Source organism: Acinetobacter sp. P1(2023) (assembly GCF_028367635.1).
GTDB lineage: Bacteria > Pseudomonadota > Gammaproteobacteria > Pseudomonadales > Moraxellaceae > Acinetobacter > Acinetobacter pittii_E.
This window is the reverse complement of sequence record NZ_JAQNDD010000002.1, coordinates 314,581-330,609: the sequence shown is the minus strand read 5'-3', so window position 1 is coordinate 330,609 and position 16,029 is coordinate 314,581. Positions and strand designations below refer to the sequence as shown.

The following is a 16,029-nucleotide window of genomic DNA, read 5'->3' as shown; positions in this document are numbered from 1 at the left end:
TAATTTTTAGCTTACTAGGAAAGAAGAGCAACAATGAAAAGTAAATATTACCTAACATTAGCAGATGCAGAGTTTTTAATGGAAGAAGCTCAAAAATATGCAATTGAACACAACTTTAAAGTTAGTATCGCTATTGTTGACGAAACAAGTTCTTTACTACTCATGAAACGTTTAGATGGTGCCTCGCCTTTAAGTTCCCATTTATGTTTAGAAAAAGCAAAATGTTCTTCAATATCAGGTAGACCTTCAAAATTCTATGAAGAACTTTTACAAAATGGTCGCTTAGGTTTTTTAAGTATGTCGAGTGCTCAAGGGATGCTAGAAGGTGGTAAACCAATTCTTTACGACGGTCAAATTTTAGGAGCAATTGGTGTTTCTGGCGTTCAATCTTTTGAAGATGCAGAAATTGCCCAACATGCCATTGACCTCTTTTTAAAAAAACAAAATAGTTAATCTGAACTTATAGAGAAGAGAAATTATTATACTTTTCACTTAAATATTTCTCTTTTCTAAAAAAATTAAGTATTTTATACAAAAATATTTAATATTTACTTTTTTAATACCTTAACCTTTTATAAACATAGAGTTTTTTATAAAACTGCTCAAAAAATTTTCTATTCACTATTGAATTGAATTAAAAATAGAAGTACAACATTAAACTTATTCTTGACTAAAACATTCAGTTTTAGCACAACCACAAGGAGGGATGGAGATGTTATCATTACATTTCAACAAACAAGTCTTCATTAACACTCTGAACAGCAAAGATTCAGTTGTTTATGGAGTAACGCCGCTTGCTCTTATGCTGACTTTACTGTTTCAAGGTATGATTAAGGGAAATCTGAAACCCGAATACTTTATGTATGCGATGGTTGTTTCTTTCATATTTTGTGTGTGGGCCTTTGTCGACCATAAGATGCGAAAATTAGCTAAAAGACGTCTTAGTCAACAGAACTCGAATACTTAAAAAATGGATGAGTGATCATCCATTTTTATATACCTAAAAATAAAAAAATTGTTCCGATAACTAAAATAGCCGTAGCAAGTAATTCAGTCACAATTAATCCTACCATCATTAAAGACATTAACCATGAAGGCAAACTAAAACGGCCTAACTTGTGCGGACGTTTAAATTGATTTGTCGTGTCCTGTAAATAGCCATGTAGGATATAAACTAAAATTGAAAAACTAAAAAACAGAATATTTGCAAACACGCACCACAAAGCAATATTTTCATTTAAAACAGTAAAGTAGCTTAAGACAGCTAGAATTAGGCTAGCGGCTGCATATAACAAACTACTTCGATGAGCGATATCTACATAATAATGAGCACGACTTAATTCTGAACAGCGTATTTGCCAATATTTCCATACCCCGGTTACCATCCCTATCCATAAAAATATGCCACTAAACACAATAGCTAACTGTACAGCCTGTGGTAAATCCATCTTTTTTCCAATTATTCGTTTTATTCAAATTTAATGAGCTATATAACATAATTATTGACTTTATAGTCACATTTTAATCAAGTTTCATTTTAGAACTCGTGTAAATTAAAGATATCTACAAACTTATCACTACGAAATATTATGGATAATACTTTTGAAACATTTTGGATGACCTGCAAAGATGGTTATCAACTTGCTGCACATTTTTATCCAGCTCAATCAAAACAACTGGCCAATCCCGTGTTGATTTGTCCAGCCACAGGTATTACCAAAAACTTTTATCATTCTTTTGCTAGTTGGTTAAGTGAACAAGGCTATGACGTATTAAGCTTTGATTTCCGTGGAATTGGAGATTCATTGCATGGGCCGTTAAAGCAAAGTGGTGCAAGTATTAATGATTGGGGAACTCTCGATATCCCTTGTGCAATTGATACTTTATTAGGAAAAACCCAAGCACAACAAGTTACTCTTCTTGGCCATAGTGCTGGTGGGCAATTGCTAGGAATTGTGCCTAACTTCCATAAAGTAGCAAAAGTTGTTGCAGTCGCAGGTTCTACTGGCCACGTAAAAGGTCTTAAGGGTAAAACCAAGTTTTTAGCGCCAGTGATGTTTAATGTTATCTTCCCGATCTCTAGTGCCTTAAAAGGTTATGCTGCTACCCAATTTATTGGAATGGGAGAAAACTTACCTAAAAAAGTCGCTCAACAGTGGCGTGAATTTTGTAGTCATCCCGGTTATGTGAAAAACGCCATTGGTAAAACTATTTTTCAGGATTTTCATACTGAAATTAGCTGCCCTATTACTTCTATTTGGGCAAGTGATGATGAAATTGCAACCGAGCGTAATGTTGAAGCTTTATTAAAGCTGTATCCGAATGCACCTACAAAAATGCTAGAGCTAAACCCTATTAAACTCGGATATAAATCAATTGGGCACATGTTAATGTTTAAAAAATCACATCAAAAGTTGTGGTCGCTCTTGGAACAAGAAATTCGACACTAATTTTAATTAATCTTTCACTTTTTTTGCCTCTATACCCGTAATCCGGTATAGAGGTTTTTTTATCTGGAGGATTTAACTCCTTTTATAAAATTACTTTATTATCTTTATGGTTAATATAAAAATTTAAAATACTATTCATGGATTATCCTTTGTATTAAAAACAAGCATTTTTTACGTAAATACGTCGATATACCTTTAAAGTTCTGCTATGGTAATTTATACGAAGCTGTTGTTTAAAAACGGTTAAATTAACCTATTTTTAATACAAACGGCTTCTTTTTTTCTGTTTTAGCTAAACCTAAAGATATTGTTCAAGGATAAATATGCTAGCACTAGAGCCTCGACATATTCATATGAATCAACATGCTGTTGATAAAACTCATGCATTACAGTGTCTAGTAGATATATTGGAGAAAGATGGGTTAGTCACACCTGACTATATTACAGGACTCATTAATCGTGAAGAGCAAAGTGCAACCTATTTGGGTCAAGGCATTGCTATTCCCCACGGTACTCCCCAATCTCGTGAATGTATTTTAGAAACAGGTATCCGTTTAGCTCACTTCCCCGAAGGAATAATATGGGATGGTGAAAACAGAGTTTATTTAGCTGTTGTTATTGCAGCAAAATCAGATGAACACTTACAAGTCCTACAAATATTAACCCGAGCTTTAATGCATGATGTAAGTGAACAGGTAAAAAATGCAAAACAACCTGAGCAAATTATTGAAATATTACAAGCTCAGCCGTTATCTTTAAATTTACATGAAAATTTAATTCAAACTGAAATTGAATCCCAAGATATTGAAGATTTGTTTTGGTCAGCATCTCAAATTCTAAAAAAACACAATTTTGTAAAATGTGGTTTTCTAAGTTCGCTTGATCCAGATCAAGTTATTCAACTACAAGATCAAATCTGGTCTATTTCAAGTACCAAATTCGTTCAACAACCAGCAATCAGTATCGTAAAGCCTCGCCATGCATTAGAGTTAGGTGAAAAAAAGTTAAATACACTCGTATGTATCGCTGCCAATGAGCAATTAGATAGCCAGAGATTTAATCGGCTAATTGATATTCTGTTTAATCCAGAGCAAGTTGCACAATTAGATCAAACACAAGCGCCAAATGAAATTGCCAAAATCATTGGGGCAGATGTTATTCCAGATTGGCCTCATCGTTCTGTTGTACTCGCTAATGCACATGGATTACATGCTCGACCAGCAACTCATTTGGTGAACTTAACAAAAAGTTTTCAAGGTGATATTCAGGTCGCAGTAGATGAAGGAAATTTTGTTTCTGCTAAAAGTTTGACGCGCCTCTTGGCTTTAGGATGTAAACGTGGACAAACTCTACGTTTCATTGCCGAACCAGAAACAGATGCAGTCGAAGGTTTAGATAAAGTTATTCAAGCAGTACAACAAGGTTTAGGTGAAGAAGTCGAACCTATACAATCTTCCGATATAAAAATAGAGCCATCAAATAAAATTGAAGCTCCATCAAAACTACTTAGTTCAAATATGGGCATTGCCGCTTCAAGTGGTTTAGCTTTTGGTCCTGTTCATGTCATTAAACCTAAGGTTTATCAATATGAACGTATGGGTTTGAGCGTCAAAGTAGAAAAAGAAAATCTTGATATTGCCCTTCATGCAGTTAAAAACAACATTCACCAAGTTATTGCAAAATCTGAAGTGGCTGAAATTAAGCAGATCTTCCAAGCACATTTAGAAATGCTTGACGATCCAGATCTTATTAATGGTGTTTATCAAAAAATTAACTTAAACCTTTCTGCTCCTGCTGCTTGGCATGAACATATTGAAGCAGCAGCCAAAGAGCAAGCAGCTTTACCAGATCGTTTATTGGCTGAGCGGGCTGCAGACTTACGAGATATTGGCGATCGGGTTTTGGCTCAACTTTGTGGTGAAGTTATCATTGAAGAGCCTAAAGAGCCTTATATTTTAATTATGTATGATGTGGGACCAAGTGATGTGGCCCGCCTTAATAAAGATCGAGTTGCAGGTATTTTGACATCCGTAGGTGGTGCAAGTGCACATAGTGCTATTGTTGCTCGTGCTTTAGGTATTCCTGCAATTGTCGGTGCTGGTGAGCAAGTACTAGATATTGAGCAAAAAAGTTCTCTTTTAATTAATGGAGATACAGGAACCTTTATTTTAAATCCTAATACTCAGCAAATCGAACAAGCAAAACAAGAACGCGAGCATCAGAAAAAAATTCGTGAAGAAGCTGAACGTCACAGTCAAGAACCTGCAATTACTCTAGATCAGCATCAAATCGAGATTGCTGCCAATTTAGGAAAAGTTCAAGCGACAGCGCATGCAGTCGAGTGTGGTGCTGAAGCAATTGGCCTACTGAGAACAGAGCTTGTTTTTATGGCGCATAGTAGTGCTCCAAGTGAAGCTACCCAAGAAGCAGATTATCGTATTGTTTTAGATGCTCTTGCAGGCCGACCACTCGTAGTACGTACTCTAGATGTAGGTGGTGACAAACCACTCCCTTACCTTCCAATTGCTGAAGAAGAAAATCCATTTTTAGGATTAAGAGGCATCCGCTTAACTCTGAGACAACCAGAGCTGTTGCGTCAACAACTTATTGCTTTGCTTAAGGCTGCCGATGATCGCCCTTTAAGAATCATGTTTCCAATGATTGGCCGTGTAGAAGAATGGCGCGCAGCGAAAGCCATTCTTGACGAAGTAAAAGCAATATATCCGTGTACCGACTTACAAGTTGGTATCATGATAGAAGTTCCTTCAGCTGCTTTACTTGCACCTATCCTTGCTCAAGAAGTGGATTTCTTTAGCATAGGAACAAATGACTTAACTCAATATACTTTAGCCATTGACCGTGGGCACCCTATCCTCTCGGTTGAAGCAGATGGCCTACACCCAAGTATTTTGCAATTGATTGATCAAACTGTAAAAGCTGCCCACAAACATGGCAAATGGGTGGGCATATGCGGTGAACTCGCTGCTGATCCAAAAGCTGTACCGATCCTTATGGGTTTAGGTGTAGATGAGCTTAGTATGTCACCGAATAGTATTCCTTTGGTTAAAGCTCAAATTCGTACACTCAACTACAGCAAAGCTCAGGTGCTTGCAAAGCGTGCACTAGAATGTGATAGCGCCCCTGCTGTACGTCAGTTATCCGAACAAGAAATGTAAAGATTAGGAATGGTAATGGCTAAAGTTTTAACAATTACTTTAAATCCTGCAATTGATGTGACCATACAACTCAACGAGTTACAGATCGGTCAAGTGAATCGTCAAGAATCTGTAGAAATACATGCAGCAGGCAAAGGGTTAAATATTGCACAAGTTTTAAAAGATTTGGGGCATGAGGTTATTGTTTCTGGTTTTTTAGGAACAATGAACAAACAGATTTTTGATGAGCATTTTAAAAAAGTTCAATTCCAACCAGAGTTTATTTATATTGAAGGTGAAACTCGCCAAAATATAAAAATTGCTGAACATTCCGGAAGGATGACTGATTTAAATGGAAAAGGTTTCTTAGTATCCGAACTAGATAAAAAGAATCTCTTTCAAAAAATCGAAATGATTTTACCCCAGATCGATGTAGTTGCTATTGCAGGGAGTCTCCCGCAAGGGTTTAATGTTGATGAGCTACAACAACTTATTAAATTCATTCAAGGGCAAGGCAAAAAAGTTGCGCTTGATACAAGCGGTAAAGCATTAGTCGCTGCAATCGAATGCCAACCATGGATGATTAAACCAAATACAGATGAATTAGTTGAAAGTTATCAGCTTCCTGCCGCGACGTATTCTGAACAAAAAAAGCTTTTTGAAAACTTAGCTAAAATTGAGCATGTCGTAATTTCGATGGGTGAAGACGGTGTAAACTGGTTACATGACAGTCACCCACTTCATGCCAAAGCTCCTAAAGTGATCGTTAAAAGTACCGTAGGTGCAGGTGACTCTCTTTTAGCAGGAATGATCCATGGTTTAATCAATGGTTTCTCTGCCGAAGAAACATTAAAAACAGCCACAGCAATTGCGAGCCATGCTGTAACACAAATAGGTTTTCGCATTCCTAATGCTGAAAAGCTAAACCAGTTAAAAGCCCAAACTACTATCAATTCATTGAGTGAATCTGATGCCAACTGCTAAACATTTATTATTTGTCATTAATAGTCCGCAACAGCAAGTCAATGCTTTGATTTTAGCTCGTAAACTTGCACAAGTTGCATCCCAACAAGGTTATGAGAATAGCATTACCACGATCAACGAATTCGATCCGAATGAAAGCTTTGACCAAGTCATCGTGATTGGTCAACGGCCGAAAGATCTTCATATTTTTGGTGCACATTCTTTATCTTTCATTAGCATTGAAGAGATCAAAAATGATGCACACACAGCTTTGCAAACGGCATTAAATAATTTTAAATTTGCCCAAGACTGGCAAAATGATAATAGCCTAGCGTTAACTACCGCCAAAAAATTTGTTGCAATCACTGCCTGCCCTACGGGGGTTGCACACACTTTTATGGCTGCTGAAGCTTTACAACAAGGTGCAGAAAAACTGGGTTATGACATTGAAGTAGAAACTCAAGGTTCTGTGGGTGCAAAGAATATCTTGTCACCTCAAGCTATTGATGAAGCAGACATTGTCATTCTTGCGACTGACATTGAAGTTAATACAGATCGTTTTGTAGGTAAGCGCGTTTATCGATGCGGAACAGGCTTTGCTCTAAAGCAAACAGATAAAGCCTTTGCTGAAGCTATTAGCAATGCACAAGTTTTAGAACAAGGTAAGCAACAAACATCTGCAGAAACCAAAGATAAAACCGAAAAAGTTGGCGTATATAAACATCTCTTAACAGGTGTTTCTTATATGTTACCGATGGTGGTAGCTGGAGGCCTTTTAATTGCTCTCTCTTTATGCTTTGGCCTTAATGCAGCTGAACAAGCAGGCAGCTTACCAGCTATATTAAAACAAATTGGGGCCGCTGCATTTATGCTTATGGTTCCAATGCTATCTGGTTATATCGCTTACTCGATTGCTGATCGTCCTGGTCTTGCGCCTGGTTTAATTGGGGGCTTACTCGCTTCTCAGCTACAAGCAGGCTTTTTAGGTGGCATTGTCTCAGGTTTTCTTGCTGGCTATATCGCGCTTTTTATTGCAAAAAAACTCAAACTTCCTACAAGTTTAGAAGCACTTAAACCTATTTTAATTATTCCCCTATTAGGTACATTATTTGTTGGCCTTATCATGTTTTACGTGGTGGGTCAGCCAGTAGCACATATTTTTGAGCTAATGAAAGACTTCCTAAACAACATGGGTACAACAAATGCCGTATTAATGGGCATTATATTAGCAAGCATGATGTGTATTGATTTGGGTGGTCCAATCAATAAAGCAGCCTACGCTTTTACTGTCGGCTTACTGACAACAAACACGTATATGCCCATGGCAGCTACGATGGCTGGCGGCATGGTTCCTGCTATTGGTATGGCTATTGCAACTTTCATTGCTAAAAGTAAATTTAGTACAGGAGAGCGAGATGCTGGAAAAGCCGCTTTCGTATTAGGTTTATGTTTTATTTCTGAAGGTGCTATTCCATTTGCAGCAAAAGACCCAATGCGTGTAATCCCGACGTGTATTTTAGGTGGAGCGGTGACCGGAGCACTTGTTGCCCTTTTCCATTGCGAATTGGTTACTCCTCACGGCGGTGTATTTGTTCTTTTAATTCCGAATGCAATTAATCATGCTTGGTTATATCTTGCTGCAATTGCTGCAGGTAGTATCGTTACAGGCATAAGCTATGCCATTGTTAAGAAAAAGTTAGAAGAAAAGCCCGTGGCTATTTCATAATAAAAAAAGGGAGAATTTATATTCTCCCTTTTTTATAAATTATATATGCCAGATCTCATAAAAATTTAAATTAAAAACTACTTAATGGTTAATTGTCTAAGACTTAACTCATTTAATCTGAATAGCTCTTGCCATAATTTGTGCTGGCACTTCCTCTGCCAACACTACAGTTAAAGTTGGTTGGTTTTGCAATTTAAGAGATATATTTCAAGTAAAATTTATAAAAAATATAATTTATAGACAAAATCCACTCTCTATCATAATTTATGATTTAAAAGTAAATATATAAATTACAAATAAAATCAATAACTTATAATGAAAACTAATTTTAATTTACTAAATAATAGATGTTTCATGTTAAATGTATGGTAAATTTTATCAATATAAAAATAAAGCAAAACATTGATATATAAAAATATTTATTATTTAAATATCTTGATTTTTCATAATTATGACTTTAGAGACAAAAACTTTCTCGTTCAATGCCACGGTCAAATCATAATTTTTTTTCTACGATGCGGTTGCAAGCAATATCGTTCATTTAACGATCAAGCAAGCTTAGATGCAAACTTATATATCGATTCAAAGAGCTTTTGAGACTGCTTTGTTAAGCAGTATTAATTTTCAATACTCTTTGATTATAGAGGAAGAATATTTTTAAGTTCGTGCAAAGATATAGTAATGCTCTATAAAGATAAGGACTATTCAAGGCCATTATCAACTGAAGCTATATAACTTTTGCTCATCAAGTAAAGTCCTGCTATAACTTGCTTGATGAAACTATATTTTTCAACTATTAAAGATAGTTCACCAGGAATGCGATCCACCAAGGTATGGGGAAAAGTCAATGACAAAGAAGTATGCGCGTTTTTTACCTACAACAGAATCTTTTACTCTTGAAGATTTTCCATATTATTGGATTACTCAAGTACATGCCCAATATGTACAAAACATTGATAATGCTTTAAAAAAATATGGTTTAGATAACTCACGTCGACGTATTATGTTGGCTTTAAGCAGCAAGCCCCATGCGAGTGTTTCTGAACTTTCAGATATGATTATTTCAAAAATGTCGACTACTACAAAAATCGTTTATCGATTAAAAGATGAAGGACTGGTTGAAACATATTCCTGCCAGTCTGACGGCCGAATTACCCGCGTAGTACTTACAGAAAAAGGCACTGAAATGATCAACAAGATCAACGATCTAACCAGTGTAGTACTTGAGCAGTCTTTTGAAGGTATTACTCCTTTACAACTCGAAAAAATGATGGAAAGTTTAAAATTACTTTTAAAGAACCTTTCTCGTTAAAACCAAATAAAAACTCTCTTATAGATAACAATTTAAGCTCTCCTTACGAGAGCTTAATTATTTTAATATTTTGTCTGAGCCATTGAGAGATATAGCAGCCTACATAAAATAATCAATTAACCTTCCATCTGTTGACTTGAGCTTGCAACTCAAGTAGAAATTCTCTTTCAATCACTGAATAGCAAACTCCGGAAAAATGGCTAAAAGAAAATACAAAAGTGACAAGTTTCAAGTACGTCGTATTAACCGTAAATGGTGGGTACTCGAAAAAGATCTTGAATCAAATTGCTATTTAAAACATGAGCAAGTGGCGACAAAAACATTAGCAAACAACTATGCCGATGATTATATCGAACAATACTACATCAACCTGTACATTCAAGAACAGTTGAAAAAACCAGAAACTGTGTAAAAAGCCATTTTGGCTTTTTTTATTTTTAGTAGTTAGAATTTCTAAAAATTATGCATAAAAAAAACCTACATCTTGGGGAAAATGTAGGCTATAAAATGCACAAAAAGGAAATATATATCCTTTTTGACAAAAAGAATTTTACGATAATAGAAGCCTTTATTTTATGTTACTTTTGTAAACTTAATAGCGATTATTGTATTTATTTAAACTATTTTTAGAATTTCTTTATTTATATAATCTAAATAAAATTTAATTTACTAGCTTTTTTATTTTTCCTGTTTTCTTCCTCTCATCGTTAAGTTTATTTTTATTAAGCTAATTATATTAGGCCAGTTATAAGCTTCTGTTTTAATAAGTTTTTTACAAAAATCATCATAAATATTTTTTTAAAGTCAAGAATGCTAAAAACTAATAAATAACAAAAACATAAATTAAATATTAAGTTTATAATAGTTTCAGCAACCCAGTTTTAGTTCAAAAAAAATACACATAAATTTTTTTTATACTATTTTGGATACTACAGAAAGATTACAATACCCACTAATAAATAGATTAATCAACTCTCAATCTTTCTAGGCATGTTATGACTTCAATGTCGAACACTACCCAAAAGCATTTTATTGTTGAGCAAATTCCACTACCAACTTGGGTAAGTGATGAAAATGGCTTGATATTATATTGCAATGCAGAGTGTACAGAATATTGGTTGGATACTTTTTCTCCATTGCCAGAGCAATGGTTAGATTTTATATATCCTGCTGATTTAGATGAAGTCAAAAATAGATGGCTCGAAGCAATTCGCCTTCAAAAAAGAATAGAATTAAAATGTCGACTTCTACAAGCTGGAAATCAATATAGATGGTGCAAACTCTCTATTCAAGCCTCTAAGTATCACGGCCCATCTCAGGTTAACGAATGGTATGTAAGCTTTTTAGATATTGATCATGATATCCAAGAACAACAAAACTTGCAGAAGAATATTGAAATACAAAATCAAATGTTAGACATCAGTGAGGATTGCATTAAAGTACTTAATGTAGATGGCACAGTTTCTCATATGAATAAATCAGGATGCCTCGCTTTAGGTATCCCTGTTGACGAAACAGAATTTGGAATGAAATGGCTTGAGTTATTACCACCTCATATCCGTAAGCGTGGACGTGTTGCTTTAAAAAAGGCTCTTCAAGGAAAGGTTGCCCGATTTGCAGGGATGAGCTGTTTACCCAATCAAAACCCTGAGTATTGGGATAATATGCTTACCCCGATTCATCGGGAAAATGGTGAAATTGGACAAATACTTTGTGTCTCACGTAATGTTACCCAACAACATTTGGCAGAAAACCAGCTCAGGAATATGAGTGAGAGAGATGAGCTGACTGGTTTATGTAATCGGCGCTCATTTAAATTTCAACTTAAACGTACCCTCACCTACTCAAAAGACACCCAAACAAGTGTGGGGTTGCTTTTAATTGACCTTGATCATTTTAAACATATTAATGACACTTTAGGGCATAGCGCAGGCGATCATCTTTTAAAAGTTTTATCCAAACGCTTTAGCCATTGTGTCGATGAAGAACGATGTTTTGTTGCGCGATTAGGTGGAGATGAATTTGCGGTTATTATTAATAACCTCAAATCCGAAAATGATGTGCGCGACCTAGCAGCCATTTTACTTCAACAGCTAAATCAACCTATCACCTATTTAGGTAATGTTCTAAATGGTGGCATGAGTATTGGTTGCGCAATTTACCCACAAGATGCCATAGATCAGTCAGGTTTACTTAGTTGTGCTGATATGGCATTACATGACTTAAAAGCACGTGGTCGTGGCGGAATCCGCATGTATGATCCATGCATGATGCAAATGACTGAAACAGTCGCTTCTCAGCTTAATTTAGCACGCCAGTTAATTCGCCATCATACAATTCAGCCCTACTATCAACCTAAAGTAGATTTAAGAACCCATCATGTAGTGGGTTTTGAAGCTTTATTAAGATGGCATACCACATCAGCTCAAAGAGGCTACCCTGCACAAATTGCAGAAGCTTTTAAAGATTATAATTTAGCGAGTAAAATCGGTGAAACAATGCAACATCAAGTTTTACGTGATATCGCAAAATGGATAAATCTTGGTATTACACCCCTTCCTGTTTCCTTAAATGCCGCACCTGTAGAGTTCTTAAGAGATAACTACGCTGAGCGACTTTTGAAAAAGATTAATCAATTTCAAATACCGACACATTATATTGAAATTGAAGTCACTGAGCACATGTTGGGTGATCGAGGTTCAGAGTATGTAATCCGAGCACTGAATAAATTAAAACAGCATGGGGTCCGTATTGCACTAGACGACTTTGGTACTGGTTTTTCATCGCTCACACATATTCGAGATTACCCGATTGACAGTTTAAAAGTAGATTGTAGTTTTATACAAAAGATGCAGCATGACCCATCAATTTATGCAATTGTGCAAGCAATTGGGTTACTCGCTCCAAATTTATCACTTGGGCTTATCGCTGAGGGGATTGAGACGCCTGAACAAGAAGAGCTACTTCGGCAGTTTGGTTATAGTATAGGTCAAGGATTCTTATTTGAATCTGCTATAGATGCCAATCAAGTTATTTCAATACTTAGACAAAATCAACCTTACTTAGAAAGTCATTACAATGCTTAAAGCTAAAAATAGCTAATAAGCTTTTTGGATCTATTCATACTAAAAATAAACAATAACTTTTAAAAAATTGTTCATAATATAGGCATAAAGATAATAATTTGGTGTTTTGCCACCCCACATTGTCACAGGACAATAAGGAGCAATATATGAGTTATCACCATATTTTGGTTCCAGTCGATGGTTCTCCTACTTCACTTATTGCTGTCAATCATGCAGCGGCAGTTGCTAAGGCTTTTGGTAGTAAAGTGACTCTAGTATATGCGCTGACCATAGATCCTTTCATTTCTGTAGAATTTATTGATAGTACAGAATTAGCACAGGATTACTTTAATAAAGCTAGAGCATCTATTCAGACTATTTTAGATCAAGCTAAAGAACAATTTAGCCAGCATGGAATTTCTGTTGAAACAAAAATTGTTGAAGGTCACACAATTCACACAGAAATTATTAAAGCTGCTACCGAGCTAAAAGCAGACTTATTAGTGATTGGTTCTCATGGTCGAAAAGGGTTTAAAAAATTCTTCTTAGGAAGTGTGACTCAAGCTCTTTTAGGAGAAATTCATTTACCGGTACTCGTCGTAACCGAATAGTTTTTCTAAAGCAAAAAACCGATCTATAAAGATCGGTTTTTTAATGGGTAGTGTTATTGAGTCTTATATGTAAACTTAATGAGAGATCCTGGATTTTCCAATGTGTTGGTTACAGAGCCATCATCCTTTTGAACATTCCCAGCAGTGTCAGTTAATACATATAAAACATTCCCATCTGGGCTGGCAATTACATCACGATAACGGTTGTTGCTTTTAAACATTGGCACAGCATCATCATAAGTCGTACTGTAGGTTGGATCTAGCTTGATACGGAAAATAACGCCACGTTTTAAAGATGGAACCAATAATGTATTTTCCCAACCAGAAATAGCTTTTTTACCGCCCTTATAGACGTAAGCAGATGACGGCGCAACTGTTGGCCAGCAAATATAGACCATATCCCCACAAGTTGGGTCATTATAGTTATAGGTATCTTGAACGGTATATAAAGTTTTTAATGGCGGTACAAAGTTTTTACCAGTCCATTCAGATTCTTTCGTTACTGGTACACCTGCGGCTACTTTTACTCCGTTCTGAGCCAAATCCTTAATTGATTTATTGGTGGCTGCCGAATAATTTGCATAAGCATAACCACTATCGTCTTTATAACCTGCTACATTTGGCCAGCCATAGTTTCCGCCTTTAACTATGATGTTAATTTCGTCATCAGAGTTTGGACCTTGTTCAGATTGCAACAATTTACCATTTGGAGCGAATGCTAAGCCCTGTGGGTTACGGTGCCCGAGTGTATAAATATGGCTAACCACCCCGTTAAAACTTGGATTATCTTTTGGAATATTTCCATCAAGATTCAAGCGGAGTACTTTACCCATGTAGGTGTGATAGTCTTTGCCATTCAGCTCTTGTTGAGTCGGCGTGTGTTGTGCTTGATTTGGCAAGAACAAATAAGCAAGTTGGTTACGCCCTTGGTCACCAATCGTATAATAAATCTTTTGATCTGGACCAATGACAAGACGACCTGACTGATGGTCTTTCGATGAAGGTAATCCTGCTAACAAATCGACTGGTTTCTCAAGCGTATCTGTTGACTTGTTATAAGTATAGCGACGAATAATCGTTTGATTCGGTAATTCTTTATCTAGAGATTTCGGATTTTTAAATGTGCCTGAAATATAAATATAAGGATTATTTTTAAAGTCAGGATGAAAAGCAAAGCCTAACAAGCCATTTTGTCCATCAGCATCACTTACAATCTCAGGCACCTGAAAAATTGTTTTTACACTGGCCGACTCAGGATTCACTCTTAAAATCTTACCTGTTGCTCGTTCAGTTAACCAAATTTGATTATCAGGTCCCCATAACAAAGCATGTGGCTTATTTAAATTAGTTAGAATAACTTTTTTATCAAACTTGTCTATTTTAGCTTTAGCAAATTGAGAAGGAGTAAGAGGAACATCAGCTAATGCTACATTGAGAGTAACTAACTGAGCAGCGCCCAGTAAGGCAATTTTAGCTAATAAATGTTTATTCATGTGTCCACCTTATAAATTGTCAGAATTTTCCGAGAATTTTTAAACCTTTATTAAAGGCTTTGTACGTCTTCTCTCTATATTTCGTATTATGATGAATAGCAAATTTATTAAAATCCAATTTCCTGAAAGGCTCTGTTGCATAAAAGTAGCTATTAAAAATAAATAAACTCTTTTTAAGATGAGCTCCTTAACTTTACGATTTTTCTATTTATTTACCGCTCTACTCATTTTATATCTAAATTGCCTTGAAAGCGGCGCAATTTAAATAAACACTTATTAACGAAGTAATTGATTGTTAAAAATTAATACTTAAAGAGACAATACTAATGAGAAAAATATACATCATAAAAAGATAAAAGTTAGAAGCTGTAATTAAAGAAAAGTTTTATAAGCAAGGCGGTCTTATGTGTGCAAATTTTAAACCTATTAAGAAAAATCATGCCGATCAATTAAATTTATTTGAACCAACTTTTGAATATAAGTTGGATATTTTCCCAAGTGATGATTGTCCACTCATTTTATTGAATCAAAATGAGCTTGAGTGGCGAAATGCTAAATTTGGAATGCTTCCTCCTTATGCCAAAGAAATCGCATTTAAATATGCAACTTATAATGCCAGAACAGAGACAGTACAACAGAAACGCTCTTTTAAACATGCTTGGTTAAATAACCAATTTGCACTTATTCCTGTTGAAGCCATCTATGAACCTAAATACATCAATGGAAAAGCTCATTGGTATGGAATTTTCCGGCAAGATGGGAAACCTTTTACACTTGCGGCGATCTATGAGGAAACACTTATTGATGAACAGAAAGTTAGGTCAATGTCGCTATTAACAATTAATGCTGATCACCACCCTTTTATGAAACAATTTCATAAACCTAATGATGAAAAACGATCCATCATTGTGATACCTGATGATCTGAGGAATGATTGGCTCAAATGCTCTCACACTGAAGCAAAAGATTTTTTCCTAGATATGCCTTCGAATGAGTTTACTTCGATGCCAAAAGCCGAAATGAAAAATTATGATTAACTCGGTTTAGCAAGCTTAGGTTAGTCAACCTTAAAAACTTATGTTATTCTTCGGGCACTTTTAAATGCCTCAAATTTTCTATACCTATGACACTTACGCCACCTTAAGTTTATTTACGCTTATCTCCTGTAAATAACTCATCACTGTTTAGTGATGTGGTGTAGTCGCTTGTGTTGGTATATCACATCACTAGCCTTTTCAAAATTTAGAACTTAGG

At 35.6% G+C, this 16,029-nt stretch carries 13 protein-coding genes; 11 read left to right on the top strand and 2 right to left on the bottom strand.

Going from position 1 to position 16,029, the window contains the following annotated elements:
• Positions 1-33 precede the first annotated feature (33 nt).
• Both POD11_RS04640 and POD11_RS04635 read left to right on the top strand, forming a co-directional pair.
• A complete protein-coding gene (locus tag POD11_RS04640; protein WP_239970303.1) occupies positions 34-453 on the top strand; it encodes a GlcG/HbpS family heme-binding protein in 420 nt (139 codons plus the stop codon).
• A 259-nt stretch (positions 454-712) separates the two neighbouring features.
• Entirely contained in the window at positions 713-967 is a 255-nt protein-coding gene (locus POD11_RS04635) for a hypothetical protein (RefSeq protein WP_005068965.1), read from the top strand.
• A 25-nt stretch (positions 968-992) separates the two neighbouring features.
• Here the strand turns inward: POD11_RS04635 and POD11_RS04630 are convergent, their stop codons facing one another.
• Positions 993-1,448, bottom strand: coding sequence for a hypothetical protein (locus POD11_RS04630; RefSeq protein ID WP_262456563.1), 456 nt, complete (start codon positions 1,446-1,448; stop codon positions 993-995).
• A 141-nt stretch (positions 1,449-1,589) separates the two neighbouring features.
• On the opposite strand from POD11_RS04630, the gene POD11_RS04625 reads away from it, so the two are divergent.
• From POD11_RS04625 to POD11_RS04590, 8 genes are all read left to right on the top strand, one after another.
• Positions 1,590-2,450, top strand: a complete 861-nt coding sequence (locus POD11_RS04625; RefSeq protein ID WP_239970307.1) for an alpha/beta hydrolase family protein — start codon at positions 1,590-1,592, stop codon at positions 2,448-2,450.
• Between the two features lie 323 nt (positions 2,451-2,773).
• Entirely contained in the window at positions 2,774-5,626 is a 2,853-nt protein-coding gene (ptsP, locus tag POD11_RS04620; protein ID WP_262456562.1) for a phosphoenolpyruvate--protein phosphotransferase, read from the top strand.
• A gap of 15 nt (positions 5,627-5,641) precedes the next feature.
• Positions 5,642-6,589, top strand: coding sequence for a 1-phosphofructokinase (gene pfkB / locus POD11_RS04615; RefSeq protein WP_262456561.1), 948 nt, complete (start codon positions 5,642-5,644; stop codon positions 6,587-6,589).
• Entirely contained in the window at positions 6,576-8,294 is a 1,719-nt protein-coding gene (locus tag POD11_RS04610; protein ID WP_262456560.1) for a fructose-specific PTS transporter subunit EIIC, read from the top strand. Before pfkB ends, POD11_RS04610 begins: the two co-directional genes overlap by 14 nt.
• Positions 8,295-9,141: 847 nt before the next feature.
• Positions 9,142-9,606, top strand: coding sequence for a MarR family winged helix-turn-helix transcriptional regulator (locus POD11_RS04605; protein ID WP_016140756.1), 465 nt, complete (start codon positions 9,142-9,144; stop codon positions 9,604-9,606).
• A gap of 196 nt (positions 9,607-9,802) precedes the next feature.
• Positions 9,803-10,018, top strand: coding sequence for a hypothetical protein (locus POD11_RS04600; protein WP_262456559.1), 216 nt, complete (start codon positions 9,803-9,805; stop codon positions 10,016-10,018).
• Positions 10,019-10,601: 583 nt separating this feature from the next.
• Positions 10,602-12,692, top strand: a complete 2,091-nt coding sequence (locus POD11_RS04595; protein ID WP_262456558.1) for a sensor domain-containing protein — start codon at positions 10,602-10,604, stop codon at positions 12,690-12,692.
• Positions 12,693-12,838: 146 nt separating this feature from the next.
• Complete coding sequence (locus POD11_RS04590) at positions 12,839-13,282, top strand: universal stress protein (RefSeq protein WP_016140753.1); 444 nt, start codon at positions 12,839-12,841, stop codon at positions 13,280-13,282.
• A gap of 53 nt (positions 13,283-13,335) precedes the next feature.
• Here POD11_RS04590 and POD11_RS04585 read toward each other — a convergent pair whose 3' ends face one another.
• Complete coding sequence (locus POD11_RS04585; protein ID WP_262456557.1) at positions 13,336-14,775, bottom strand: glucose/sorbosone family PQQ-dependent dehydrogenase; 1,440 nt, start codon at positions 14,773-14,775, stop codon at positions 13,336-13,338.
• Between the two features lie 404 nt (positions 14,776-15,179).
• On the opposite strand from POD11_RS04585, the gene POD11_RS04580 reads away from it, so the two are divergent.
• Positions 15,180-15,812, top strand: a complete 633-nt coding sequence (locus tag POD11_RS04580) for an SOS response-associated peptidase (protein ID WP_262456556.1) — start codon at positions 15,180-15,182, stop codon at positions 15,810-15,812.
• Positions 15,813-16,029: the final 217 nt, after the last annotated feature.